Genomic DNA, 25,585 nt, shown 5'->3' with positions numbered 1-25,585 from the left:
ACAATTAAAATAAAACAAGTAAATTTACTTTTTATTAACAAATTGTGACAGTATGATGACACAGGGAGATATCGTCAGCGTGTTTAGCAAAACAGTTGGCAGGTGACATACTTAGTTGCACATTAGCTTGTACGTTCTTATTTTCTGCCAATAAAAACGGCCGGGGGTAAGCCGGCCGTTCAGTTATTATTTGCACCAAATTTGAGTGATTACATCACTCGGAGTTCCTTATTTTGGTGCATTCGCTGCTCTGAAACGGGCAATCAATTGTTGGGTAGATGCGTCAAAACTTTCTTCTTCCGCATTTCCTTGAATGCCTGCCAGTACTTGGTTGCCCAGTACTTTTCCTAACTCTACGCCCCATTGGTCGAATGAGTTAAGGTTCCAGATAACACCCTGAACGAATACCTTATGCTCATACATTGCAACTAGTGCGCCAAGTGTCTTAGGCGTAAGGCTATCAAACATCAAAGTGTTACTAGGCTTGTTACCCGGCATGGTCTTGTGCGCCGCCAAACGAGTGCGCTGCGCTTCGTCTAAGCCTTTACCTTCTAGGTCTGCATAACACTCATCAAAGGTTTTGCCTTGCATAAGCGCTTGCGCTTGCCCAAAGCAGTTTGATGCTAACATCGCATGATGTGTGTCATCTTGGTTAGGCACATTCAATGGCAACATAAAGTCGGCCGGAATAACCCCAGAACCTTGATGAATAAGCTGATGGAAGCTGTGCTGACCGTTAGTTCCTTCACTACCCCAAATAATAGGGCCTGTAGCGTAATCTACCGCTTCGCCGCCTTGAGTGACTTGTTTACCATTACTTTCCATATCAAGCTGCTGTACGTAAGCTGGTAAGCCGCGAAGATAATGATAATAAGGCAATAGCACCTGAGATTGCGCATCGAAGAAATTGCGATACCACACGCCTAATAGGCCAAGTAAAACAGGTAGATTTTGCTCTAAAGGTGCTGTTTTAAAGTGCGTGTCCATATCGAACGCGCCTTCAAGCAAGCCTTTAAAGTTATCAAAACCTAAAGCTAATGAAATAGGTAACCCAATTGCTGACCACAAAGAATAACGACCGCCCACCCAATCCCACATAGGGAAAATGTTATCTTCTGCTATTCCGAATTCAGTGGCTGCTTTTACGTTTGAAGACACGGCAACAAAGTGCTTGGCGATATCTTCTTGCGTGCCGCCAGACTTCAAGAACCAAGCCTTGGCAGAAAGGGTATTCTGCAACGTTTCTTGCGTAGTGAATGACTTAGAAGACATCACGACAAGGGTTTCTTCATGATCGAGTTTAGTTAACACATCATGGATATGGCAGCCATCAACATTCGCTACAAAATGAACCTTAACCGTCTCAACCGCATGAGGTTTTAGGGCTTCAGTCATGATCTTAGGACCAAGGAAAGAACCACCAATACCAATAGCAACAATATGCTTCACAGATTTGCCTGTGTAGCCTTTATGCTCGCCACTGTGAACTAATGCGGTGAAGTCGCGAATTTTATCAAGGGTGGCACGTACTTCGGGCATCACGTCTTCGCCATCAACCATGACAGGTGAGTCGGAGAAGTTTCGTAGTGCCGTGTGAAGAACCGCTCGTCCTTCAGTGCTGTTGATTTGCTCGCCGTTAAACATGGCGTCGCGGGCGTCATCTAACTTACACGCACGGGCTAAATCGAAAAGAGCACCTAGCGCGTGTTCGTTTACACGGTTCTTTGAGTAATCAAGAAAAATGCCGCACGCTTCTAACTGCATTTTTTCAGCACGTTTGGGATCTGCTTTAAACCAATCACGCATGTGTGCATCTTTCATCGAAGCTGCAATTTGATTAAGTGCTTGCCATTGTGGCAATGATGTCAATGTACTCATTTACTAATTCCCTATGGTTTATGCACTTAACTTTTCACGAAGCATCACTTCAAGCTTGTCTTGGTCTGCAGCGAAGTTGCGGATACCTTCAGAAAGCTTTTCAGTCGCCATAGCATCTTGGTTCATTTCCCAGCGGAATTCAGACTCGGTCAAACGATCGCCAGGGGTTTTTGTTGCGCCGTTATCTTTAAGCTTCACAGTAAGCTCGCCCGGTTCATTGGCAAGCTCTTCTAATAAAGCGGGGCTAATAGTTAGTCGATCGCAGCCCGCTAGCGATTGAATTTCGCCAATATTGCGGAAGCTTGCGCCCATTACTACCGTGTTGTAACCATGCTCTTTGTAGTAGTTATAAATACTGGTAACCGACACCACACCTGGATCTTCATCAGCAGCGTATTCAGTTTTACCGGTCGACTTTTTGTACCAATCTAGAATACGGCCTACAAACGGTGAAATTAGGTATGCGCCAGCTTCGGCACAAGCACGTGCTTGGGCGAAACTAAACAATAAAGTTAGGTTGCACTGAATGCCTTTTTTCTCAAGTATTTCAGCTGCTTGAATACCTTCCCAGGTTGATGCCATTTTAATAAGAATACGTGACTTATCGATACCGGCATCCTGATAAAGCTGAACAAGACGCTCCGCTTTTTCAACTGTGGCATTTTTGTCGAAAGATAAACGGGCATCTACTTCGGTAGAAATACGACCTGGAATAGAGTCTGAAATCTCTTTACCAATAGCGACGGCAAGTTTGTCGGATGCATCGATAAGTTGTTGGTCGCTATCTGATGATTGTAGTTTGGCCCATGCTACTGAGTCGTCGATTAGGCTGGCATACTGAGGCAAGCTGGCGGCTTTTAACAACAAAGAAGGGTTTGTTGTTGCGTCTACTGGCTGGTATTTTTTGATTGCGTCGATATCGCCGGTGTCGGCAACGACCGTGGTGATCTCACGTAACGAAGCTAGCTGGTTGCTCATAATTCTCTCTAATCTTAAATTAAAAAACTCGGACGAATTGCCGGTAAGGCAAGTCGTGTAAAGCGGTTCGCTTTTGCGTATGTAGGGCGTAACAGTTTGATAGATTCAAACGTTTGCGTATTTGGGTATAGTTATACCAAACCCGTGTGACAATTTATAGCGCAGACACGGGAAATACTGGCTAATCGGATTTCTCTGTTACCTTGATTTATGGTTTTTTGACGGTAAATTCAACCTCAACTTTTCCACAGTGGTATAATGAAGCCTGAAAAAGATAAGGAGTCGAAGATGTTAGTTGTAGTATCCCCAGCGAAAAACCTAGATTTTGAAACCCCCATTAAAGTGGATGATTTCACGCAGCCTACCATGCTTCAAGACACTGAGCGTTTGATGGAAGTGTGTCGTACCCTTTCGCCAGCCGACCTTTCTTCGTTGATGAAAATTAGTGACAAGTTAGCCACACTTAATGCTAATCGATTTGCTGAGTTTTCTACCCCTTTCACCGCTGATAACGCGCGACAAGCCATGTACGCATTCAATGGCGATGTATACACAGGGCTAGACGCTAATACATTAAGTAATAAAGCAGTGAGCTATGCGCAAGACCACTTGCGAATTTTGTCAGGCCTTTATGGTTTGTTACGCCCATTAGATTTAATGCAAGCATACCGTTTAGAAATGGGGACCAAGCTAGCTAACCCTGAAGGTAAAGATCTTTATGCATTTTGGGGTAGCCGCATTACACAGGTTCTAAACGACGCCATGCAAGCGCAGGGCGATAACGTGTTGGTGAACCTTGCTTCTAATGAGTACTTCAAGGCCGTTAAGAAAAAAGAACTTGAAGGGATGGTGATTACACCTGTCTTTAAAGACTATAAAAATGATCAATATAAGATCATCAGCTTTTTTGCAAAAAAAGCTCGTGGATTAATGGCAAGATATATTCTTGAAAACGAAGTGAGTGATGTGGAAGGGTTGCAGGCTTTCGATAGTGAAGGTTATGTTTATAGCGAGTCACAAAGCACGGCCACTGAGTTAGTCTTTTTACGTCGCCAAGACGCATAAGTTGTTTGCACCGCGTTTTGGCTTCAATATGGCTTTATGCTGTTAAATTGAAGTATTTTAAACGCGGAGCACGCAATGTATACACTTTATGGATACCCGAAAACTCGGTCGGTAAGGGTGGCATGGGCTTTAGAAGAAATTGGCTTACCTTACGAGTACAAGGTGGTGAATTTAAAAGCCGGTGAACACTTAAACTCAGCTTTTAAAACACTTAACCCGGCCACTAAAATTCCTGTATTAGTCACTGAAGAAGGTGCGCTTTCTGAGTCGGCTGCTATTGTCACTTTCTTAGCTGAAAAGCATGCAATGGAAGAGTTTATACCTGCACCCGGTACTTTCGCTCGCGGGCTGTATGAGCAAATGATGGTATTTGCTGTTACTGAGTTAGAACAGCCGCTTTGGAGTAAAGCTAAACATACCTTTGCTTTACCTGAGCAGCACCGTATTCCCCAAATGCAAGATACAGCGGCGTGGGAATTCGACCGAGCATTAACGGCTTTCTCGCTACTTCTCAACGACAAAGAGTATGTGTGCGGAAGCCTGTTTACAATGGCAGACATTGTGACAGCCCAAGTATTGTCATGGGCTAAAGGTAGCGACCTTGACCTTAAGTTCGACAATGTGAAATCGTACGCTGAACGGGTGCTATCTCGCCCTGCTTATGAAAAAGCATGGCGCAACGAGATGGCACATTTGTCTAAGACTGATACTTAAGACAGCTTTATGGGTCAGATGTTGATTGCCCATTTTGATAATCGATGTAGAGCGGATCAGACTGCGGTTAGATAGTCAGCCCAATTTTGCGCCATTAGGCACAGGTTTATCTGGGCTGATTAAAACAACGCCATCCTTACGATACAAGCCCGTGACTAAGCATTCTGACATGAACGGGCCTATTTGCTTGGGCGGAAAGTTAACTACAGCCACAATTTGCTTTCCCAACAATTCTTCAGCTAGATAGTGTTCAGTTATTTGGGCACTGGATTTACGGGTTCCAATATCCTCCCCAAAATCAATAAGTAGTTTGTAAGCTGGTTTACGAGCTTCAGGAAAATCACTGACTTCAATAATAGTCCCTGTTCTTAATTCAACCATATCAAACTCTTGCCACTGAATGGTGTCCATCATGCTGTCCTAGTTTCTATCTAAGTGTTTATTCAAGCCAGTATAAAGGTTGTCGCGAACAACTAAGTTGCAGATAAGCCGCAATTAGTGGGTAATTAGACACTTTAAGCAAAATTGTTTCGTTCATGGACACACACCTATCGACATCCTACGTGCCAGTGTTTCGTTCATGGACACCCACATATTTTCAATATCGAACCCTCCTTTACATTTCATCACTACATATTGAGCAATCGTTCTCCACAATCTAATGAATAAAATGAAAGTATTTTGTAATTAAATTGTTTGAATGTTAAATTGGTATTACATTAATTCTTGGTTGGTAATGTTTTCTGGTATTTTAAATCTGCTCCTAAAAGCGCTTCTGATGGTTTATTGGTAATGCCATAGGTTGTTTTTATGGAGGAGGTATGTATCAAGCAAGTACCGCATAAGAAGTACGCTTAACATATTATTACAGAGGTTTTTTATGAGAGCTTTTCCTCAGCGAGTAAATCGCAGCAATGCGGCTATGTTGCTCCTACTTTCAGTATTCAGTGTTGGTGCTATTGCGGATGACGTTCCCGCTGATAAATTTGATTTGAGTGAGTGGAACATTACGTTGCCGACCGATGAAAATAATGATGGGAAGCCGGATAGTGTGTCAGTTAAAGATATCCAAGATTTTTCCCATCCTGACTTTTTCTACATAGACGAAAATGGCGGTATGGTATTCACGTCTCCAAACAAAGCGCTGACAACCGCGAATTCAAGCAATACGCGAAGTGAACTGCGTCATATGTTACGTGGAAAAAGTACACGAATTAAAACTAAGTCGCCAAAGAACAATTTCACTGTAGCTAGTAACCCTATTGCGAAACGTTTTGGACGAATAGGCGGCAAGATGGAAGCTACGTTAAAAGTGAATCATGTTGCTCTTCGTGCTAAATACCCTGAAAAAGCGCCCGCTTATTCCGTGGTTATTGGTCAGATACATGCCAGCAAATGGGAAAAAAAGGTACAAGGTTTTGGTTGGGGCAACGAACCGCTTAAAATTTATTATAAAAAATGGCCTAACCATGAAAAAGGCTCGGTATTTTGGACTTATGAACGTAATCTTCCGAAAGATGATGCTAATCGAAGAGATATTGCTTATCCGGTATGGGGCAATTTATGGACGAATCCAGAAGATCCTGGTGAAGCTGGGCTAGCGTTAGGCGAAGCATTAAGCTACGTAGTAAATGTGCATGGTGATGTGATGTATTTAACCTTTGAAGCCGAGGGGCATGAAACCGTTGAATACAAAATTAACCTCGCTAACGGTGTAGATGCTTACGGTAAGTTAGATAAGCACGATCACCCTTATGGGTATACGTTGGATTGGAACTATTTCAAAGCAGGAGCCTATAACCAATGTAGCACCAAAGATGACCCAGGTTTTTGGTACCCTGCGTGTCTTGGTACAGGAAATTGGGCAGAAGATAAAGCTAATGGTGATTACGCCAGTGTAACGTTCACGCGGTTAGAAGTAGGAGAGAGCGTTGCGCCAAAAGCCAATCATGGTGAAAAAGCCAAAATTGGTGCTACGCTAAACCAAAAAGTAAGTATGAATGTTAGTGACATTCCAGCCAATGCGTTAACTGCTATCAAAGCTATTGAGCCATCTTTCACAGTAAATGAAGTGGAAAAAGAGCTAAAGCATGGCAAGACTTATCTTGATGTTGAAGGTGTATTGGTCGATGGCAAAGAAATTGAGTTTGATATGTTACAAGTGGCTGACGAATGGACAGTTGTAGAAGTACAAAGAGACCTAGTGTGGTCGCAGTTGCCTGAGAATGTTAGTGGGGCTTTAAAACAATCTTCACCTGATTTCGAAGCCAAACGCATTATTGAGAGTATTCAGCATGGCACTGGCATAACCGTTTACGAGTTTTATGCGGTAGACAGCCAAGGCCAAGAGTCGCGCAAAGAAGTGAAGGTAGAGGGCGGTGAAGCGGTTTTGCTGACGAAAGAGTGGCAGCACTAATATAGCGTAAAAATTGAACGTTTTGCGACCAGTTGCCGTGATCTTGCTCGCGCACTTATCTACAGTATGTAATTCATTCTGTTAGGTTCTTAGGAGAACACAGTGCAACCTGGGCTTTTTTCGTTAAGTTTAGCGGTCAGTGATATTGCCATCTCGAAAACGTTTTATGAAACACTCGGTTTTGAGGCAATGCCGTCATGCGGCTCTGTAGAAGAAAAGTGGGTTATCATGAAAAGTGGTCAAACCATGATTGGTTTGTTCGAGGGCATGTTTGAAGGCAATATTTTAACCTTCAACCCCGCTGACGTGCGCGAACTCGAGCAGCGCTTAATGGACAAAGGCATTGAAATAGATGTGCCAGTCAAAGGCGAAGAGGGGCCAGGGCATTGCGTAGTGAAAGATCCTGATGGGAACACCATCATGTTCGACCAATTCTAGTAAAAATATAAGAAATATAGAGAAGGGAAGCTAATTAGCTTCCCTTCTTTTTTATAAAGCTAAACTGAGACACCCACCTTTAAATACTAATCTTTAAGTTTTAGCAGCTAGCTCAGCACCTTGGCGAATAGCACGCTTCGCGTCTAGTTCAGCGGCAACATCTGCACCACCTATAATGTGGACACTCACACCGGCTGCCTCCAGTGGAGCCTGCAAAGGCTTGAACGGTACTTGCCCCGCACACACGATAACGTTGTCTACGACTAAGCATTTTGGTTTGTCATTTATTAGAACATGTAAACCTTCATCATCAACCTTTTCATAACTGACACCATTTACCATTTGTACATTGTGAAGCTTCAATGATTGGCGATGGATCCAGCCTGTCGTTTTACCTAAACCCTTGCCAACTTTAGATGTCTTGCGTTGCAGTAAAAATACCTCTCGGCTTGATGGGGTATATTTTTTCTCAGTGAGCGCGCCTTCGTTGGTGTAGTTTTTATCAATCCCCCAATGAGACAGCCACTTATCAGTGTTGAGCGTTAGTTCTTTGTCTTCAACTAAATACTCGGCTATATCGAACCCGATGCCTCCCGCACCAACGATAGCTACTTTTTGCCCCACAGGCTTGTGGTCGCGCAGCACATCGATATAACTCATGACCTTTGGATGGTCTGCACCTTCGATAGTTAGTTTTCGAGGGTTGATACCCGTAGCCAATACAACATCATCAAACCCGCTTTCAATAAGGTGTTTAGAGGTAACATCGGTATTGAGTGTTACTATAACTCCGGTACGCTCAAGTTGATTACTAAAGTAGCGAATGGTTTCATAAAACTCTTCTTTACCAGGTACTTGTTTCGCATAGTTGAATTGCCCACCAAGCTCACTCGCTTTGTCGAATATGGTGACTTTATGGCCTCTATCAGCAGCGTACATAGCGAATGCAAGCCCAGCAGGACCGGCCCCGACCACTGCAATATGTTTACTGTGCTCTACTGGAGTAAAAGTAAGTTCTGTTTCGTAGCAGGCCTGAGGGTTTACTAAACAGCTAGCACGTTTTTGTTCAAACGCATGGTCTAAACATGCTTGATTGCACGCAATACACGTATTAATTAATTTGGATTCGTTGCGCATAGCTTTGGTGACAAACTGAGAATCAGCTAGAAATGGACGCGCCATTGATACCATGTCAGCATGGCCATCAGCCAAGACGCTTTCGGCGACTTCAGGTGTATTAATTCGATTAGTGGTAACAAGCGGAATTGATACTTCTTTTTTCATCCGCTGTGTAATCCACGTGAACGCAGCGCGTGGCACCGAAGTAGAGATAGTTGGAACACGAGCTTCATGCCAACCAATCCCCGTATTGATGAGCGTAGCACCAGCTTTTTCTATCGCTTTGGCAAGATAAACAACGTCGTCCCATTTTGCGCCGCCTTCAACTAAATCCAGCATCGATAGGCGATAAATAATGATGAAATTAGTGCCCACCTTTTCACGGATCCCTTTGACGATCTCTACCGCTATTTTCACCCTGTTTTCTAGACACCCACCCCATTCATCATCTCGATGATTAGTTCGCTTCACTAAAAATTGATTAATTAAATAACCTTCAGAGCCCATCACTTCTACGCCATCGTACCCAGCTTCCTTGGCAAGAGCAGCACAATTTACATAGTCCTTAATTGTGCCTGTCACAGCTTTTGAGGATAGAGCTCGCGGTTTAAAAGGGGTAATTGGAGACTTCATTGGGGAAGCTGATACCGCTAGAGGATGATATCCGTAACGACCAGAGTGCAAAATTTGCATACAAATTTTACCGCCTTCTGCATGTACAGCCTCAGTAATCACTTTATGTTTTTTAGCATGACGCTTGGCTGTCATTCTTCCTGCAAAAGGGGCTACCCAGCCAGAAATGTTTGGGCTGATCCCACCTGTTACAATAAGCGCCACACCACCTTTAGCTCGTTCTGCGTAAAATGCTGCAAGCTTGTCAAAGCCTCCTTTTTCTTCTTCAAGGCCTAAGTGCATAGAGCCCATTAAAGTACGATTTTTTAACGTGGTGAAGCCAAGATCTAAGGGCTCAAGTAAGTGAGGGTATGCGTTGGTCATGGTTGTTCTCGTTATAATTTTTATTCGGACAGCCACAAACTTGCCCGACCAGTATCTTAAGATTATTTACCAGTATGCTTTGGGGGTAAAGGATTGAGCTATAAAAAATTGAATATAATGTTAAGACACCCATAGTTTTAAGCACAAATTTAGGCACTACGACACAGGTTAAATTAAGCTTTTCAGACGCGATATAAAACATTGGTGAGGCAAAATGGTGCAGCGAATACTCACCTAAAACTAAAAGTTTTAGGTATGGAAAATATTAAGCTAAAACTTGTGATTGATCTGATTTCAGTGAACCTGGCTGCGCGCTATTTTAATGAATTTGATCTATTTGGGTGATATCAACCCGCTCTAGAGAGGGCTAGCCTTCGCTGGGCAATTGAAAGGCCAATAGAGTTTGAAAAGATATCTTCAATCCCAACGACCATACTATTCCAGTTTATTTGCGATAAGCCGGTGCGTTGTATAATTGGCGAGGTATTGTGGAGTACGTAACCGGATTTACCTGTGCTAATTTGCCTAGCAGTTTCATCGACCAAGGTTAAGTAATCAGCTAAATTAAAAGGCAACCCTTTCAAAGCTTGCGAAGCGTTTCCCACTAATGGTTTAAGGAACTTAGGTTGCCCCCCAAGTTGCACTGCCTCTATTCGATGCTTAATGCTGGTGAATTCAGATGTTTCTGGCGTTTTTGAAAGTCCCACGCGTAGTGGATTCAAATCTACGTAGGCCATACATGCCACCAATGCGGCTTCATCAAGTAGAGCCTGCGATTTAAATCTTCCTTCCCAAAAACGTCCAGTGCACTCATCCTCCTTGTTAGCTTCACGAGCAATAAACTCATTCAGTAACCTCATAAACCAACTGATATCGTACAACCGTTGTCTATATATATTTGCTGTCGATATGATGGTCGTTATCTGAGCTTCTGTAAGCGAAGCTCGCTGTGCGGGCTGCATATATTGCTGGGTTAATACAGTGCCCTTATGTAGTGAATGCCAACGCCTCAATACTTCCTCGGTGGTCCACGACAACGCTTCGTTTCTATCTACATGTAATACCAAGTGGGTATGGTTACTCATTACCGCATAAGCACATACATCAATTGAAAATACGCTTGTTAGCGTTATGAGCCTATCTTCAACCCACTGGCGCCTATGCTCGTAGCTCTTCCCCGAATAACGGTCTTTACCACACAAAAATGCTCGCCTCACACACCGAGATACGCAGTGATAGTAGGGCGTGTTCTGTAAACAGATTAGTGACTTTCTAGGGCTTGGCATAATGGAGCTCAATTTCAAAATAGTGATAATGATACTGAGCTACATTTCAGGTTAAATATACTGAACAAGAGGATAGTTCGGGTGGGTGTCCAAACTTTTAGCGTCCAAACTTTTAGCGCGCATAAAAAAAGGCGAATTTTCAATCGCCCTTTGAGGTTTTTACACAATCACATTTATATGCTTCACGCTTACTTTAAACCCTAACTATCAACAAACATTTCTTGTTTAAAATTCAAGGTTTGCATAGTATTTCCGCGTTGAACATCAATACTAAACCTGTAGTTTTCTCTGTCTCTAAAAGGCAGCACCGCTAGGTAGTAAATTGCATCGCCTTCTTCTACCTTCTTAAAGGTGAGTGTCTTAGTGGTGCCTATCAAGTTTTTGGCAGTACCTGAAACAGATACGCGTTGAGCGGTTCCGGTTACGGCATCTAGGACAGAAATATTGACCAGGGCGTTAAACTTACTACGAACTATGCCATAAGAGGCCGCAACTTCCGGGGTAAGAAAGGGAGTACTCACTACCATGTAATGCACATCCCATTCGCCTAGTTGTTGCTTTTGCTCGGCGTGTGCTGCACTACTTATAATAAGTAATAAACTACCCAATAAACCAAAAAGTAATGTACTGATTTTTTTCATCTTATCACTCCGCAGATTCAGCTTAAAAGAACCTGAATGTGTCTTGAAGTAGCAATTGTAAAAACTGTAGCCCAATAATGGCAATCAGCACTGATAGGTCTAGACCACCTAATGGCGGTATAACTTTTCTAATGGGGGCTAAGAACGGCTCAGTAAGTTGATAAAGAAGGTAGTCGATAGGCGTTTGGCCTTGCGATACCCAACTTAGAATCGCGCGTAAAATTAACACCCAGAACATGATAGAAAGGGTTTCTTTTACTACTTCAATCAGCGCAACGATTATGATGCCCACAGGATTCAAACTCCCACCAACCATCAGTGAAAGCGTAATTATTTTCAACGCCGCAACAACCAGCGCTAGCACGAAGGTAGCCGTGTCGAAGCGGCCAATCGAAGGAATTAATCTGCGCAACGGCCCCACAAGAGGGTGCGTGGCCTTTACGATAAACTGGCTCATAGGGTTATAAAAATCAGCCCTAACCAGTTGCAACCATAGGCGTAAGACAACCACCATTAAATACAAACCAAATAGTGTATCTACCAGAAAAACCGTTGCATTCATGTTTTGATGTTCCTAAAAACGTTAAAGCTGTTTTGCCATTTCTTCAGCGCGAGCTACCGCAGCGCGCATCGCGTTACTTACGATATCACTCAAACCTTGATCAATTAAGGTATTGACTGCCGCGGCCGTGGTGCCGCCCTTAGAAGTAACTTGGGCACGAAGCTCACTTAATTCAAGGTCAGGATTGTGACAAACCATTTCAGCAGCGCCCAACATAGCTTGTTGTACCATCAAACGGGATTGGGCTTTATCGAAGCCCATGTTTATGGCTTCGTCTTGCATGGCTTGTAAAAACAAGAAGAAATAGGCTGGGCTGCTGCCTGCCGCGGCGATAACGCCGTTAATTCCATCTTCCTCTTCAACCCATACCGTTTCACCTACGCTATTCATCACATCATCAACGTAAGTTCTGTCGTCTTCTGACACGGTGTTATCTGCGTACATGCCCGACATACCCTTACTAAGTAGGCTTGGCGTATTTGGCATAATACGAACAACCGGATATTCGCCACCTAACATTTCTTGTAAACGAGAAACGGGCAACCCAGCTGCAATACTAAGAAATAGCTTGCCAGATAAATCGTTGTTCTGCTGAAGGTCTGCGCACATATCACCCATCATTTGGGGCTTCACGGCTAGCACAATAGCATCTGCAAACTGGCAGGCTTCATCATTAGATTGGGTAATTTGAATACCGAATTCTTCTTTTAACTTATCGAGTTTCGGAGTAGACGGGTTGCTCGCTAAGATGCGTGTCTTATCGTAGCCAGACTGAATTAAACCACTAATAATGCTGCGGCTCATGTTGCCCGCGCCTATAAATGCCAATTTCTTTTGTTGCATATGAATCCTATTGTAAGTTGAAAAAACGAACAGTGTTCAGTAAAAAATAGTAGGAACTAGTCGCGTGAGCCAAAGATAGCGGTGCCAATTCTTACCATGGTAGACCCATGAGCGATGGCGCTTTGCATATCACTGCTCATTCCTACGGACAGGGTATCAAAATTGGTCAAGTTTGTATGGTATCGGTCGAACAATTCCTTTAAAGCACTGAGGCTTTGCGCTTGTTCATGGCTGTCTGGGTTTGCTTTTGGAATTGCCATTAGCCCACGTAAGCAAAGCTTGTCTTGCTGGCTAATAAAGCGTACTAGTTCATCTACCTCTTCAGGTTTTACACCTGACTTGCTCGCTTCATCATCGATATTCACTTGAATACACACATTCAGAGGCGCCATATTCGCTGGGCGTTGGTCATTCAAACGACGGGCTATTTTTTCCCTGTCAACGGATTGGACCCAATCGAAATGCTCGGCTACTACTTTTGTCTTGTTCGATTGAATAGGGCCTATCATATGCCATTCAACATCGATAAGTGCAGACAGTTGCTGTATTTTATCTACACCTTCTTGTATATAGTTTTCGCCGAATGTACGTTGTCCCTCTTCATACGCTGCCATAATATCCGATACCGGTTTAGTTTTGCTCACGGCTAGCAATTTAACTGAATTTGGTGGACGATTAGCGCTGGCAGTAGCTAGGCTCACATCCTGTCGTGCACTATTGAGTCTTTCTGCTATTGTTTGCATTATTCACCTTTTTGAGGAGTTGTTGTGGATATTACCGAACTTTTGGCTTTCAGCGTTAAAAATAAAGCGTCAGATTTGCACTTATCAGCAGGTCTGCCACCTCTTATCCGCGTAGACGGAGAAATGCGTAAGCTTAATGTACCCGCATTAGATCATAAACAAGTCCATGCACTTATTTATGAAATAATGAATGACATGCAACGTAAAGAATACGAAGAGAACTTGGAAACCGATTTCTCATTCGAAATTAGTGGCTTGTCGAGGTTTCGTGTAAATGCTTTTGTACAAAATCGCGGTGCAGCAGCAGTGCTTCGAACTATCCCCAACACGGTCCTTACCCTTGATGATTTAGGTGCACCTGAAATATTCAAAGAAATAATCAACCAACCTACCGGAATAGTTCTAGTCACCGGCGCCACGGGGTCGGGTAAGAGTACAACCCTTGCCGCGATGGTTGATCATATCAATTCGCACAAGCGCGAGCACATTCTCACTATTGAAGATCCTATCGAGTTTGTACACGAAAATAAATTGAGTTTAGTAAATCAACGAGAAGTCCATCGAGACACCCACTCTTTTAGTAACGCACTTCGCTCAGCATTACGTGAAGATCCGGACGTGATATTAGTGGGTGAGCTACGTGATTTAGAAACAATTCGCTTGGCCATTTCAGCTGCGGAAACGGGGCATCTAGTCTTTGGCACCTTGCATACTAACTCTGCCCCTAAAACCATAGACCGTATTATCGATGTGTTCCCTGCCGAAGAAAAAGCGATGGTGCGCTCTATGTTATCTGAATCACTGAGGGCAGTTATTTCTCAAACCCTGCTGAAAAAAGTGGGGGGAGGGCGAATAGCAGCGCATGAAATCATGGTAGGTATTCCAGCAATTCGAAATCTTATTCGTGAAGATAAAGTACCTCAAATGTATTCCGTTATTCAGACGGGGCAAGCTACGGGTATGCAAACTATGGATCAGTGCTTACAACGTTTGTTGGCACTAGGTGCAATTTCTAAAGAAGACGCCGCTGCTAAATCGAAAGACAAGCAATCGATGAGTAATTTTTAAGGACGAGTAATGTTAGATAGCTTTTTAGAAAAAATGGTAGAGAAATCTGCTTCTGACTTATTCGTTACCGCGGGCTTTCCCGTTAGCGCGAAAGTGCACGGTAAGCTAACCCCCATTTCGGAAAATTCTTTTAATGACGAAGATGCATTAGCACTTGTTCATGAAGCTATGAATGAAAAGCAAAAAGAGGCTTTTCATAGTACCAAGGAATGTAATTTTGCCATTGTACGAGAAGGCCTAGGTCGTTTTCGTTGTTCAGCGTTTTGGCAAAGAGATCAAGCTGGGATGGTGGTACGTCGTATTGTTACCGAAATACCTAAGGTTGATGACCTGGGTTTACCCACGGTGCTAAAAGATATCATCATGTCAAAACGTGGCTTGGTGCTTTTTGTAGGAGGTACCGGTACAGGTAAATCGACCTCTTTGGCGGCCTTAATCGGCCACCGAAATAGTAATTCTTTCGGACATATTCTAACTATTGAAGATCCTATTGAGTTTGTGCACGAGCATAAATCTTGCGTGATAACTCAGCGTGAAGTAGGCATAGACACCCACTCATTTGACGATGCATTGAAAAGCTCGCTGAGACAAGCGCCTGACGTCATTCTTATTGGTGAAATTCGTTCAATGGAGACAATGGAATACGCCATGTCGTTCGCTGATACGGGTCATTTGTGCGTAGCAACCCTCCATGCCAACAATGCTAACCAAGCAATTGAGCGTATTATGCACTTAGCGCCAAAAGATCAGCACGACAAGTTACGTTTTGACCTAAGCCAAAATATAAAAGCTATCGTGGCGCAACAGCTTCTTCCAACCAAAGACGGTGAGGGACGGGTAGCGGCAATTGAAATTCTATTAAACTCTCCCTTAGTGAGCGATCTTATTCAACGTAATGAAATAGGTAGCTTGAAAGAAGCGATGAAAAAGGGCAAAGAGTTAGGAATGCAAAGCTTTGATATGGCGTTGTACGACTTATATCGCGAGGGAAGTATTGATTTAGACCAAGCATTACATCACGCTGATTCTCCTAATGATTTGCGCCTAATGATTAAGCTAGATTCCAACGATGGGTCAAGCTTAGGCACATTGTCGAATGTCTCGATAGATATGGATGACTAAAACTCTTGATTAAGCTTTTTACGTCGCCAGACCCTTTTTTACTTCAGTCGGTAAAAAGTGAACTCGATGCGCTCTCTATACCTTACCTAGTGAAAAACGAATTTGCAGGTGGGGCGATGGGCGAACTGCCATGGCAAGAATCACAGCCTGAACTTTGGCTAATTGATGAATCTTGGTCTGCCAGAGCCAATAAGGTTGTGAGCTCTTTAATGGACAGCCACGAACCTACCGAGCAAATTCCGTGGGTGTGTGGTAACTGTGGTGAGCCAAACGGTGAAGCTTTTGATACCTGCTGGAAGTGCGGAGAAAGTAGACCTTAGCGTTACCGATTACTGATTTTCTTATTCGTTAATTCGTAATTGGAACTGTGAGTGTCCAGCTAGCGTTAGCCAAAAATATCAGTGTAACAACGGTGTTGAAAAGGTGGGTGTCCAGCAAACTGCTCAAAAAAATATCAGTGTAACAAGGGGGTTGAAAAGGTGGGTGTCCAGCAAACTGGAAAGGTGGGTGTCCAGATAACGGCGGGTGTCCAGATAACGGCGAGTGGCTAGTCGCCGTATTGATTTTCAACCCAGCTAGTAAAAATCACACAGGCCGATACGCTGTCTATTTTTTCCTTGGTTAGCTTTTTATAACCGCCAAGTTCGAACAACATAGACTTTGCATCTGTGGTGGTGAGCCTTTCATCGCATAAATCCACTGCTACTTTGAACCTACCGTGCAAGCGGTTAGCGAATTTCTTGGCGCGCTGTGTGACTTCTTGCTCGGTGCCGTCCATATTCAGCGGTAAACCAACTACCACAAGGTGCGGTTGCCATTCTTCATAAAGCTTTTCAATTACATTCCAATCTGGAATGCCATCACGGGCTTTAAGGGCTGCAAGCGGCGACGCCGTACCGGTAATTTCTTGTCCTACTGCTACACCAATACTTTTTGTGCCGAAGTCGAACGCTAGTACTGTTCTACTACCAATATCAGGCATGCCCAGCTCCTGGGGCAAGTTGCCACACATCTACTCCAAGTTTATTAACTGCTGCTTGCCACTTTTTATGGATAGGTGTGTTAAACAAAATTTCGTCATCGGCCTCTATGGTTAGCCATGAGTTATCTTGCATTTCCTGTTCAAGTTGCCCGGCAGTCCAGCCCGCGTAACCTAACGCGATAATGGATGAATCTGGCCCTGTATTAGTGCCAATGGCGGATAAAATATCTTTTGAAGTGGTAATCATAACGTCAGGCGATAAGGTCAAGCTTGAGTCCCACCCACTTTGACTGGAATGCAGAACAAACCCTCGCTCTTGACTCACCGGTCCGCCAGCAAGAATAATTTGCTCGGCTTTATCTTCTGCCACGGTTAAGTCTTTGTCGGTTTGCTCAAGCAACTCTTTCAAATTCATGGTTGAAGGCTGATTGATTACCAGCCCCATGGCACCGTCTTTATTGTGTTCGCAAATATAAGTGAGAGAGCGAGAAAAATACGGGTCATCTAGCGAAGGCATCGCTACTAGAAAGTGGTTTTGTAAACTTTTCAGTTCTGTCATTGTTTCCTCTACTTCTCACTTACCTACTGTCAGTGCAAAACGCTATTTAGCTGTAAGGCGCTTTTCAATTGCGTCGAATAACGAGCCCATAATATTAACATTATAGTGACCCTCTATTTCTCTTACGCACGTTGGGCTAGTAATGTTTATTTCTGTGATTTTTTCGCCAATCACATCCAGCCCAACAAATAAAATGTTGTTATCTCGTAACGTGGGAGCCACGGCTTCAGCCAACGCACGATCGGTTTCTGAAATCTCTTGGGGTCTGCCCGTTCCGCCTGCAGCTAAATTACCGCGGGTTTCCCCTTTAGTAGGTAAGCGCGCTAAGCAATAAGGAATCACTTCACCGTCCACAATCAGAATACGTTTATCGCCATCTTTAATTTGTGGTAAGTATTCTTGAACCATCATGTAACGTTTGCCCAAGTTGGTTAACGTTTCAATGATTACGCCTAAGTTATTTCCATCTGGCTTCACTCTGAAAATTGAAGCGCCGCCCATGCCATCCAAAGGCTTACAAATAATATCTTGATGCTTTGCATGAAATTCACGAATAAGCTTCTGATTATTAGTTACCAGCGTGTTAGGAATGTGCTCAGGAAACAAAGAGGTAAACAATTTTTCGTTGTAGTCTCGGAGCGCTTGCGGATTATTTACAACCAGCGCGCCCTCGTCTTGGGCAAGTGATAAAATATGGGTAGCATATAAAAATTCGCTGTCGAAAGGGGGATCCTTACGCATAAGCAACACATCAATGTCACCGAGTGAAACAGTATGCTCTTCACCAAGAGAGTAAAAATCAGTCGCTTGGTCACGCACGGTAATTGTTCTAGCCAACCCCATTGGTTTGCCGTTATTAATATAGATATCTTTAAGTTCGAAATACAGAACGGTTGCGCCACGGCGCTGGGCTTCAAGCATCATTGCTAGACTGGTGTCTTTATGCGGCTTAATCACCGCGATAGGATCCATAATCACGCCAAGGGTGTAGTGCATGTATGTTCTCACTCTTTGATAAAGGTAGATAAATTAGCAACAGCGTTACGCATTGATGGCGATAGTTGGCTGTTGGTGCATTTTATATGTCGATGTTGGTTTTGGTATGAATACCACTAAATCCTAAGTGGGGGCATTCAGCATTTAGATCAAGTATTGTAAAAACCAAACTTTCTAATAGTTAACCTGTAAAGCTCTCGCGTAAACTGCCAACTTAAAAATCGCCATGCTGGGCTTGCAGAATACTAATACAGCTAATGGCTGCAGTTTCCGTACGTAGTATTCGAGGCCCCAAACTGCATGATGTAAAACCACTTTCGTTCGCTTGATGAATTTCGCCTTCGGAAAGTCCGCCTTCTGGACCAATTAATAGTCGAAAACCTTGTGTATTGTATGGCTGTCTCGCTAACGGCTTTTCTGCACCCGGCGCCAATACTAATCGTGAACTCGAGGTCGACTCAGATAACCATTTGTTTAGCGCAATAGGCGGGTTAAGCGAGGGAAGAGTATTTCTGCCACTTTGTTCGCACGCACCGATGATGATCTTTTGCCATTGAAGCAGCTTTTTTTCCCATCGGGCTTCATCTAGTTTAACGGTACATCGCTCGGTCAGGATAGGCGTGATCTCGGTAACACCAAGCTCTACACTTTTTTGCAGAACCGTATCCATTCGGTCACCTTTAGATACCCCTTGGCCTAAATGAATATTTAGCGATGATTCTTTGGACAACGATAAACACGCATCGGCTTCTACAAAAACTTTTTTTCTTTGAGCATTAATTATCTGTGCGCTGTACTCATTACCATCACCGTTAAACAGTACGATGGGATGATTCGCTTTCAAACGAAGCACACTGGCAATATGATGCCCAGCTTCTTCAGTTAACTGAAATTCTTCTTCAAGAGGAATTGGATTAGGGTAATAAATTCTTGGTATGCGCATTGGGAAACTAAAAATGGCGGATAATGTAGATATGATACGTGGCTTGAGCAAGTGGATGCAACGCATCGTAGCTGAAAATCGCTACAATGCGTTGTAAAAAGCTATTTTTGTCGAGATTTACGATAGCCTTATTAGATTAGCACTAGGGCTAGTTAAGCTGCCGAAGGTGTTGAAGTGGTGTTTTGCGTTTCGTTTTGATGAGGAGGTACTGCTTGCCCGTCCTTTCGTGCATACTTGGTGTGTTCACCTTTATCTGTTCTTAAAGAATACAAGAACAATGCTGCTACGATAATTGCCAGTAATATAATGTAAAACATAGATTATTCCTTTTATTCTATTTGCTAAGCTGTACAAAATTGACAATAGCAATACCTGCTAACGTCATATCCGGTTCACATTCTTTTTGAATGTATTTCAGCGCTTTGCAGTCTATATAAAGCATCCTGCTTATTTTGACGGAAAATTTTACACCAATTGGACCAAAAAATCATCAGTTCTCGTAAAATTTTTCGATAGTCCGTTATGGCTGATTCGTTTTTCTGGGTTACTAATTAACATGATGAGGTAGTGAGATTAGGTTGCTTAAATGACACCCTAATGACGAATTTACGACAAGACGCTTAAATAGCTGAAATTTAATTTTGAAGAAAAAATTAGCGGGAAAAAAGTCGACTTTAGGATAACATTTATTCGCTGTAGGCCACGTATATATTAGACTTTTGACCTAAAATGGCTGTTTGTGATTCAAAGTCGTTGGCGTAATTCTAAAAGCCTGCTACCTTATTTCAGCTTTATTATGTTTGATAAAACAAGGACAAAATTATGGAAGAAAATTTATCATTATTCTCATCGAGTGATGTAGAACGCTATATTAACGATTATGCAATTCCATGGGGCATTAATATTGCCATGGCGATTGTCATCTACGTTATTGGTCGAATCGTTGTAGGATTCATTCTATCTTTATTCCGCCGTCTAATGGCAAAATCAAAGTACGATGCAATGTTAGTGGACTTCTTAGAAGCCATTATAAGCGCTATTTTGATGTTGTTTGTTATCGTGGCGTCGTTAAACCAGCTTGGTGTTGATACAACCTCACTTGTTGCAATATTAGGTGCTGCAGGTTTAGCTATTGGTTTGTCACTGCAAGATTCATTGAAGAACTTTGCTGCTGGCGTAATGCTTCTTGTATTCAAGCCTTTCAAATCAGGCGATTTCGTTGAAGCTGCTGGAACGGCGGGTACAATCAACAAGATTGGTATCTTTACGACTACAATGACTACACCTGATAACAAAGAAATTATTGTTCCTAACGGTGGTATTTACAGCAATAACATTACTAACTATTCAGCGAAAGAAACACGTCGTGTAGATATGGTAGTTGGTATTGGTTATGACGCGGACTTGCGTAAAGCAAAAGAAATTCTAAATGAAATGGTTCGTGCTGATGAGCGTATCCTTAGCGAGCCAGCACCTACAGTTGCTGTTTCTGAATTGGCTGATAGCAGCGTTAACTTCGTGGTTCGTCCATGGTGTAAAGCGTCTGACTTCTGGGGCGTTAAGTTCGACTTCACTGAGCAAGTTAAACTACGTTTCGACCAAGAAGGTATTTCAATTCCATTCCCACAAATGGATGTTCATCTTCACAAAACTGACAGCGAATAATCTTTTATTCTCTGATACAAAAACGCCACATTAATGTGGCGTTTTTTTTTGCTCTATTTTACGTTGGCGATGGCAATAAACTAGCCACAGCTAGGTCTATATGCAGAGGCCTGATAATCATTGTACGCAGCGTTCATGTTTGCTTGTAAGTTACTGATCCGCGTTTGCGGAGCAGGGTGAGTAGAAAGCAATTCTAAAGGACGTTCGCCGCTACTTGCTGCATCCATGTTTTGCCATAAGTTTACAGATTGACGAGGATCAAAGCCTGACATAGCCATAAGTTGAAGACCAATAACATCAGCTTCAGACTCGTGGGTACGGCTAAACGGTAGTTGAACCCCAACTTGTAAACCTAAACCAATGGCTGCCATAATTGGCGCAGTTTGAGACACTTCGTTCATTGCCAAAGCTGCACCTGCTGCTTGGGTGCCCATATTGATTAGTGTTGATTGAGACATTCGCTCATTCCCATGTTCTGCAATAACATGACCCACTTCATGGCCGATAACCGCCGCAAGCTGATGTTGGTTCTCAGCAACATTTAATAATCCGGTATAAACGCCAATTTTACCTCCAGGTAAAGCAAAGGCATTAACTTGTTCATCGTCAAAAACCACCACTTCCCATGTACCATCGAACACACTGTTGGGGACTTTCGCGGTGATGGCATTTGCCACACATTCAACATAGCTATTTTGAACCGCTTTGTTTGAAATTTTGAGTTCTTCTTTCATTCCGCTAAATGCTTGGTCGCCCATTTCTGCCAATTGAGACTCAGAATATAAGAGTACTTGATTACGACCTGTAGGCGATGTAGCACAAGCTGTCACTGCTAGAGCTACTGCGGCGATTGATGCGGTAAACCTCAATTTCATATTTTAATCCTTGTTTTTGCGAAATAGAGAAATATTAGTGAGTTACGACCCATATTATTTGTTACGTATAGTGCGCAATAGCAGACCAATATTAGCTTCTATTAATACTACAAATTGTGGTGTTATTCATTTGTAAATTTACCCTTTTGCCAAATTAATATTTGTGTCATACACTGGCTCTAGCTTATATACAGATGTAATTAAAATAATAGCTAAATCTGCATTGTATGTCATAGGTTAGTTCACGCGCTAAAGGCGAGAATTGAGTAGGCCTGTTGGCAAGCTAAGGTTTGGCGTAACAACATGATAAAAAGGAAATTAAATGTCTGCGCAGTCAAAATTCAAATTCGGCGTCTTAGCGCTACTTATCTCAGCGGCTCTTACTGGCTGTGGTCTAGATGGCGACGATGGTGAACAAGGTGAAACAGGTGCCCAAGGTCCTCAGGGCGAGCAAGGCGAAGCGGGCTCTGATGGCGCCGATGGCGTTGACGGTAGCGATGCATCGTTAGGTGTTTCTCTTGATGTTGTTGCCCGTGCCTTTTTGGGTAACCTAACGTCGGCAGAAATCGTGCAATATCATGCTGACACCCAAACTATCTATGCCACTAACGGTGACACCAACGCCATCGCAGTTATTGCCGCTGATACTGTAAGCACTACTGCAATGAGCGACCCAATCAATACTACCAACCTTACGGTGAGTAATATTACGCTACCTGCTGATATTGACGGCGTAACGTTAGGAAGCCTTACTAGTATTGCTATTAGTGGCGACCTTATGGCCGTTGCCGTGCCTGCTGAGGTGAAAACCGACAGCGGCTACGTACTTTTTTATAATGGCTTAGATACTTCTGCCCCCGTGTTTTTAGATTCTGTGGTTGTTGGTGCACTACCTGACATGGTGACATTTACGCCAGATGGCGGGAAAGTATTGGTGGCTAACGAAGGTGAGCCTTCAGATGATTACACGGTTGACCCAGAAGGTTCTATTTCGGTCATTAATATCCTTGCAAGCGGAGAGCCTGAAGAAACAGCAACCTCTGTAAGCTTTACGGGCTTTAACGGCAGTCAAGACGACTTAATTGCGCAGGGAATGATGTTTCCTAATCCAAGTGGCCGCACGATTAAAGGTGTTGATATTGCTACCACTGTGGCTCAAGACTTAGAACCAGAATATATCACGGCGACTAATGATGTTGCGTACGTTAGCCTTCAAGAAAACAACGGTTTAGCGATTCTTGATCTTGAAGAACTAACGGTAGAAATTGTTGGACTAGGTGTGAAAAGCTGGTCTGATTTGAATATTGATATTCAAGAAGATAGCAGCGTGAGTTTTGGTCAGTATGATGGACTTTACGGCGTGTATCAGCCCGATACTATTGCCAATTACTCGTGGAAAGATGCCACTTTCATCGTAACTGCTAACGAAGGTGACGCACGTGAATACTTCTTTGATTCTGCTGATGAAGCAACCTGCCTAAGTGAAGGTGGATTAGAGTTTGATGCAGACGATGGCTGTTTAGCTTACACCGATGAAGTTAAGGTTGAAGACTTAACGGCAGAGGCGAACTCTGAACTTGCTGACTTACAAGCGACTGGGGAAGCAGATAATTTGCGTGTCACTAGCGCGATGGGTGATGTGGATGGAAGCGGTGAATATGACGCCGCTTATACGTACGGCTCACGTTCATTTACGATTTGGGATCAAAACGGCTTAGCGGTTTACGATTCAGGTGATGATTTTGAGCGTATTACCGCCTCGGTTCACGGTGCATCGTTTAACAATGGTGATGACGAAAACGCAGGCGATTCGCGCTCTGAGAATAAAGGCCCAGAGCCTGAAGCATTAACCGTTGGTGTTATTGGCGATAGAACTTATGCGTTTGTTGGAACTGAGCGCATGGGCGGCATATTCGTTTACGATGTAACTAACCCTTACGATGTGCAATTTGCCGATTACATTATCAATCGTGACTTAACAGAAGGCCTAGTAGCGACCGACGTTATTGGCGACTTGGCGCCAGAAAGCCTAGTATTTGTAAGTGCGGACGATAGCGCAAGCGGCGTTCCTTTGTTGCTTGTAGGTAACGAAGTTAGTGGCACCGTAACGGTATGGCAAATTACTCAAAACTAATTGAAACATGCTAGATAGGCAATGCTAAGCAAAAACGCTAGCTAAAAACCTATAATGGAACGGCGCCCTTGGCGCCGTTTTTTTATTTAAGTAAAAACCGTGTACATTTTGTGGCTAGGGTAAATCGTCGAGCGGTGATTACATACGGGATGGTTTGAGTTAAGCTATAACTATACGTATTAACATTGAAACGATAAGTGCAGCGCAGTAGCGCTCAAATTGTCTGAGTACAGATTGTGGTTGCCTGCTAACAGTCTGTCGGATTTCACTTATCTTATTTCTTCGTTATGTCATGCCCGTAGGGCTTAAACAGAAATATTAGAAAAAGAGAATGCAGATGTCTCAACAGATCGTTGTTAGCGGTGTGGGTGTTTGGCACCCTGAAAGCAGTATTACAAATCAGGAACTGGTAGACAGTTATAATGCGTATGTTGACTCGTATAACGAAGAGCATAAAGCAGAAATAGAAGCGCAACAGGTTACTGCAAAACCTTATTCAAGTGCCGAGTTCATTGAAAAAGCGTCAGGAATTAAAAGCCGGTATATTTACCAAAAAGAAGGCGCGCTTGATATTTCGCGCATGAAACCAAAAATTGAAGCACGCGAAGATGAAGCGCTATCTCACCAAGCGGAAATAGCAGTAGAAGCAGCCAAATTGGCGTTGGCTTCTGCAAATAAAACCGCCCAAGACGTTGATGCGGTTATTGTATCTTGCGCGTATACCCAACGTGCTTACCCCGCTATTGCAATTGAAGTGCAAGAAGCGCTAGGTATTGAAGGCTTTGGTTTCGACATGCTAGTAGCGTGTTCTGCTGCCACTTTTGGTATGCACCGCGCATACGAAATGCTAAGCGCCGGTAACGCTAAGTGTGTATTGGTAATCAATCCTGAATTAGTGTCACCGCAAATTAACTATACCGACAGAGACAGCCATTTCATTTTTGGTGACGTTGCAACAGCCACGGTATTAGAAACTGCCGACACTGTGAATAGCGAACACAGTTACGATGTTATGAGTACCAACGCGGTAACTAAGTACTCCAACAACATTCGCTCAAATTTCGGTTACATTACACGTACAGAAGATGTAGACCCATATGGTGCAGACAAGCTCTTTCATCAAGCTGGGCGCAAAGTGTTTAAAGAAGTCTGCCCAATGGCAGCAAGTCACATAGAAAGCCACTTAAACAGACATCAGTTAACGGCAACTGACGTAAGACGTTGGTGGTTGCATCAAGCGAATATCAACATGAATACGCTAATCATTAAGCGTTTGTTGGGGCGTGATGCTAACGCTGATGAAGCACCTATTGTGTTAGACGAATACGCGAATACGGCGTCAGCAGGATCGGTTATTGCCTTTGGCTTAAACCATGAAGACTTAGTGGCCGGTGATGTTGGTGTGTTGTGCTCCTTTGGGGCAGGCTATTCAATTGGGTCATTGTTACTAAAAAAACGGTAGGCCTTTAGCTAAAGCTGACAGTAACCTAGTTTACTGTCAGCGCCACCTGATTGCACCAGAACCTCAAAAACAGAGCTTCGAAACAGAACCTCGAAAACAA

General features: G+C 43.3%; 24 protein-coding genes and 1 pseudogene. 10 read left to right on the top strand and 15 right to left on the bottom strand.

The window, feature by feature from the left end; genetic code table 11:
* Nucleotides 1–228: 228 nt before the first annotated feature.
* The gene (gene pgi / locus AV939_RS15530; protein ID WP_061997875.1) at nt 229–1,878 is read right to left on the bottom strand and encodes a glucose-6-phosphate isomerase; all 1,650 of its coding nucleotides are present in this window, start codon (nt 1,876–1,878) and stop codon (nt 229–231) included.
* Between the two features lie 18 nt (nt 1,879–1,896).
* Nucleotides 1,897–2,856, bottom strand: a complete 960-nt coding sequence (gene tal, locus AV939_RS15525; protein WP_013782892.1) for a transaldolase — start codon at nt 2,854–2,856, stop codon at nt 1,897–1,899.
* A 288-nt stretch (nt 2,857–3,144) separates the two neighbouring features.
* Between tal and yaaA the strand changes: the two genes are divergently transcribed.
* The gene (gene yaaA / locus AV939_RS15520) at nt 3,145–3,921 is read left to right on the top strand and encodes a peroxide stress protein YaaA (RefSeq protein ID WP_061997874.1); all 777 of its coding nucleotides are present in this window, start codon (nt 3,145–3,147) and stop codon (nt 3,919–3,921) included.
* A 75-nt stretch (nt 3,922–3,996) separates the two neighbouring features.
* Nucleotides 3,997–4,635, top strand: coding sequence for a glutathione S-transferase family protein (locus AV939_RS15515; protein ID WP_057789870.1), 639 nt, complete (start codon nt 3,997–3,999; stop codon nt 4,633–4,635).
* A 75-nt stretch (nt 4,636–4,710) separates the two neighbouring features.
* Here AV939_RS15515 and AV939_RS15510 read toward each other — a convergent pair whose 3' ends face one another.
* The gene (locus AV939_RS15510; RefSeq protein ID WP_425593396.1) at nt 4,711–5,049 is read right to left on the bottom strand and encodes a tRNA-binding protein; all 339 of its coding nucleotides are present in this window, start codon (nt 5,047–5,049) and stop codon (nt 4,711–4,713) included.
* 508 nt (nt 5,050–5,557) lie between these two features.
* Here AV939_RS15510 and AV939_RS15505 point away from each other — a divergent pair.
* Together AV939_RS15505 and AV939_RS15500 are read left to right on the top strand one after the other, a co-directional pair.
* Nucleotides 5,558–6,574, top strand: a pseudogene (locus AV939_RS15505) (polysaccharide lyase family 7 protein); the annotation flags it as partial.
* A gap of 579 nt (nt 6,575–7,153) precedes the next feature.
* Nucleotides 7,154–7,489, top strand: a complete 336-nt coding sequence (locus AV939_RS15500; protein WP_057789876.1) for a VOC family protein — start codon at nt 7,154–7,156, stop codon at nt 7,487–7,489.
* A gap of 93 nt (nt 7,490–7,582) precedes the next feature.
* Here AV939_RS15500 and AV939_RS15495 read toward each other — a convergent pair whose 3' ends face one another.
* The 6 genes from AV939_RS15495 to AV939_RS15470 form a co-directional block, all read right to left on the bottom strand.
* On the bottom strand, nt 7,583–9,604 hold the full coding sequence (locus AV939_RS15495) for an NADPH-dependent 2,4-dienoyl-CoA reductase (protein ID WP_082746064.1): 2,022 nt from the start codon (nt 9,602–9,604) through the stop codon (nt 7,583–7,585).
* A gap of 347 nt (nt 9,605–9,951) precedes the next feature.
* Nucleotides 9,952–10,890, bottom strand: coding sequence for a transposase (locus AV939_RS15490; RefSeq protein ID WP_057789880.1), 939 nt, complete (start codon nt 10,888–10,890; stop codon nt 9,952–9,954).
* A gap of 200 nt (nt 10,891–11,090) precedes the next feature.
* Complete coding sequence (locus AV939_RS15485) at nt 11,091–11,531, bottom strand: DUF4426 domain-containing protein (RefSeq protein WP_057789883.1); 441 nt, start codon at nt 11,529–11,531, stop codon at nt 11,091–11,093.
* A gap of 22 nt (nt 11,532–11,553) precedes the next feature.
* Nucleotides 11,554–12,093, bottom strand: coding sequence for a YggT family protein (locus AV939_RS15480; protein WP_057789885.1), 540 nt, complete (start codon nt 12,091–12,093; stop codon nt 11,554–11,556).
* Between the two features lie 21 nt (nt 12,094–12,114).
* A complete protein-coding gene (proC, locus tag AV939_RS15475; protein WP_057789887.1) occupies nt 12,115–12,936 on the bottom strand; it encodes a pyrroline-5-carboxylate reductase in 822 nt (273 codons plus the stop codon).
* A 56-nt stretch (nt 12,937–12,992) separates the two neighbouring features.
* Nucleotides 12,993–13,679, bottom strand: coding sequence for a YggS family pyridoxal phosphate-dependent enzyme (locus AV939_RS15470; protein ID WP_057789889.1), 687 nt, complete (start codon nt 13,677–13,679; stop codon nt 12,993–12,995).
* Between the two features lie 24 nt (nt 13,680–13,703).
* Between AV939_RS15470 and AV939_RS15465 the strand changes: the two genes are divergently transcribed.
* From AV939_RS15465 to AV939_RS15455, 3 genes are read left to right on the top strand one after another with little or no spacing between them, the layout of a single operon-like run.
* Nucleotides 13,704–14,747: a type IV pilus twitching motility protein PilT gene (locus tag AV939_RS15465; RefSeq protein WP_057789891.1), complete on the top strand. Its 1,044-nt coding sequence runs from the start codon at nt 13,704–13,706 to the stop codon at nt 14,745–14,747.
* Nucleotides 14,748–14,756: 9 nt separating this feature from the next.
* Complete coding sequence (locus AV939_RS15460) at nt 14,757–15,869, top strand: PilT/PilU family type 4a pilus ATPase (protein WP_057789893.1); 1,113 nt, start codon at nt 14,757–14,759, stop codon at nt 15,867–15,869.
* Between the two features lie 5 nt (nt 15,870–15,874).
* On the top strand, nt 15,875–16,189 hold the full coding sequence (locus AV939_RS15455) for a putative signal transducing protein (RefSeq protein WP_057789895.1): 315 nt from the start codon (nt 15,875–15,877) through the stop codon (nt 16,187–16,189).
* Between the two features lie 227 nt (nt 16,190–16,416).
* On the opposite strand, the gene ruvX is transcribed toward AV939_RS15455, so the two are convergent.
* The 5 genes from ruvX to AV939_RS20200 form a co-directional block, all read right to left on the bottom strand.
* Nucleotides 16,417–16,851 carry a Holliday junction resolvase RuvX gene (ruvX, locus tag AV939_RS15450; RefSeq protein ID WP_057789897.1) on the bottom strand — a complete coding sequence of 145 codons (435 nt, stop codon included), beginning with the start codon at nt 16,849–16,851 and terminating at the stop codon, nt 16,417–16,419.
* On the bottom strand, nt 16,844–17,410 hold the full coding sequence (locus tag AV939_RS15445) for a YqgE/AlgH family protein (protein ID WP_082604836.1): 567 nt from the start codon (nt 17,408–17,410) through the stop codon (nt 16,844–16,846). The genes ruvX and AV939_RS15445 overlap by 8 nt, the downstream gene beginning before the upstream one ends.
* Nucleotides 17,411–17,452: 42 nt before the next feature.
* Nucleotides 17,453–18,406, bottom strand: coding sequence for a glutathione synthase (gene gshB / locus AV939_RS15440; RefSeq protein WP_057789899.1), 954 nt, complete (start codon nt 18,404–18,406; stop codon nt 17,453–17,455).
* A 214-nt stretch (nt 18,407–18,620) separates the two neighbouring features.
* Nucleotides 18,621–19,349, bottom strand: coding sequence for a 16S rRNA (uracil(1498)-N(3))-methyltransferase (locus tag AV939_RS15435; RefSeq protein WP_057789901.1), 729 nt, complete (start codon nt 19,347–19,349; stop codon nt 18,621–18,623).
* Between the two features lie 152 nt (nt 19,350–19,501).
* Nucleotides 19,502–19,666: a hypothetical protein gene (locus tag AV939_RS20200; RefSeq protein WP_156454644.1), complete on the bottom strand. Its 165-nt coding sequence runs from the start codon at nt 19,664–19,666 to the stop codon at nt 19,502–19,504.
* A gap of 505 nt (nt 19,667–20,171) precedes the next feature.
* On the opposite strand from AV939_RS20200, the gene AV939_RS15430 reads away from it, so the two are divergent.
* Entirely contained in the window at nt 20,172–21,014 is an 843-nt protein-coding gene (locus AV939_RS15430) for a mechanosensitive ion channel family protein (RefSeq protein WP_057789902.1), read from the top strand.
* Between the two features lie 80 nt (nt 21,015–21,094).
* Here AV939_RS15430 and AV939_RS15425 read toward each other — a convergent pair whose 3' ends face one another.
* Nucleotides 21,095–21,889 (bottom strand): M48 family metallopeptidase, encoded by a 795-nt coding sequence (locus AV939_RS15425; RefSeq protein ID WP_057789904.1) that lies wholly within the window; start codon nt 21,887–21,889, stop codon nt 21,095–21,097.
* Nucleotides 21,890–22,211: 322 nt separating this feature from the next.
* Here AV939_RS15425 and AV939_RS15420 point away from each other — a divergent pair, with 322 nt between their 5' ends.
* A complete protein-coding gene (locus AV939_RS15420) occupies nt 22,212–24,023 on the top strand; it encodes a choice-of-anchor I family protein (protein ID WP_061997870.1) in 1,812 nt (603 codons plus the stop codon).
* Between the two features lie 337 nt (nt 24,024–24,360).
* On the top strand, nt 24,361–25,485 hold the full coding sequence (locus AV939_RS15415) for a beta-ketoacyl-ACP synthase III (protein WP_061997869.1): 1,125 nt from the start codon (nt 24,361–24,363) through the stop codon (nt 25,483–25,485).
* Nucleotides 25,486–25,585 lie beyond the last annotated feature (100 nt).

Origin of the sequence: Alteromonas sp. Mac1, assembly GCF_001562125.1 — a bacterium.
Classification (GTDB): domain Bacteria; phylum Pseudomonadota; class Gammaproteobacteria; order Enterobacterales; family Alteromonadaceae; genus Alteromonas; species Alteromonas stellipolaris.
The sequence above is the reverse complement of the archived record's forward strand: the minus strand, read 5'-3'. Positions and strand labels throughout refer to the sequence as shown.

Bases quoted from the DNA above. Each gene is read 5' to 3' on its own strand.
- pgi (WP_061997875.1), bottom strand. From the start codon at position 1,878: ATGAGTACATTGACATCATTGCCACAATGGCAAGCACTTAATCAAATT.
- tal (WP_013782892.1), bottom strand. From the start codon at position 2,856: ATGAGCAACCAGCTAGCTTCGTTACGTGAGATCACCACGGTCGTTGCC.
- yaaA (WP_061997874.1), top strand. From the start codon at position 3,145: ATGTTAGTTGTAGTATCCCCAGCGAAAAACCTAGATTTTGAAACCCCC.
- AV939_RS15515 (WP_057789870.1), top strand. From the start codon at position 3,997: ATGTATACACTTTATGGATACCCGAAAACTCGGTCGGTAAGGGTGGCA.
- AV939_RS15510 (WP_425593396.1), bottom strand. From the start codon at position 5,049: ATGATGGACACCATTCAGTGGCAAGAGTTTGATATGGTTGAATTAAGA.
- AV939_RS15495 (WP_082746064.1), bottom strand. From the start codon at position 9,604: ATGACCAACGCATACCCTCACTTACTTGAGCCCTTAGATCTTGGCTTC.
- AV939_RS15490 (WP_057789880.1), bottom strand. From the start codon at position 10,890: ATGCCAAGCCCTAGAAAGTCACTAATCTGTTTACAGAACACGCCCTAC.
- AV939_RS15485 (WP_057789883.1), bottom strand. From the start codon at position 11,531: ATGAAAAAAATCAGTACATTACTTTTTGGTTTATTGGGTAGTTTATTA.
- AV939_RS15480 (WP_057789885.1), bottom strand. From the start codon at position 12,093: ATGAATGCAACGGTTTTTCTGGTAGATACACTATTTGGTTTGTATTTA.
- proC (WP_057789887.1), bottom strand. From the start codon at position 12,936: ATGCAACAAAAGAAATTGGCATTTATAGGCGCGGGCAACATGAGCCGC.
- AV939_RS15470 (WP_057789889.1), bottom strand. From the start codon at position 13,679: ATGCAAACAATAGCAGAAAGACTCAATAGTGCACGACAGGATGTGAGC.
- AV939_RS15460 (WP_057789893.1), top strand. From the start codon at position 14,757: ATGTTAGATAGCTTTTTAGAAAAAATGGTAGAGAAATCTGCTTCTGAC.
- ruvX (WP_057789897.1), bottom strand. From the start codon at position 16,851: ATGCCTGATATTGGTAGTAGAACAGTACTAGCGTTCGACTTCGGCACA.
- AV939_RS15445 (WP_082604836.1), bottom strand. From the start codon at position 17,410: ATGACAGAACTGAAAAGTTTACAAAACCACTTTCTAGTAGCGATGCCT.
- gshB (WP_057789899.1), bottom strand. From the start codon at position 18,406: ATGCACTACACCCTTGGCGTGATTATGGATCCTATCGCGGTGATTAAG.
- AV939_RS15435 (WP_057789901.1), bottom strand. From the start codon at position 19,349: ATGCGCATACCAAGAATTTATTACCCTAATCCAATTCCTCTTGAAGAA.
- AV939_RS20200 (WP_156454644.1), bottom strand. From the start codon at position 19,666: ATGTTTTACATTATATTACTGGCAATTATCGTAGCAGCATTGTTCTTG.
- AV939_RS15430 (WP_057789902.1), top strand. From the start codon at position 20,172: ATGGAAGAAAATTTATCATTATTCTCATCGAGTGATGTAGAACGCTAT.
- AV939_RS15425 (WP_057789904.1), bottom strand. From the start codon at position 21,889: ATGAAATTGAGGTTTACCGCATCAATCGCCGCAGTAGCTCTAGCAGTG.
- AV939_RS15420 (WP_061997870.1), top strand. From the start codon at position 22,212: ATGTCTGCGCAGTCAAAATTCAAATTCGGCGTCTTAGCGCTACTTATC.
- AV939_RS15415 (WP_061997869.1), top strand. From the start codon at position 24,361: ATGTCTCAACAGATCGTTGTTAGCGGTGTGGGTGTTTGGCACCCTGAA.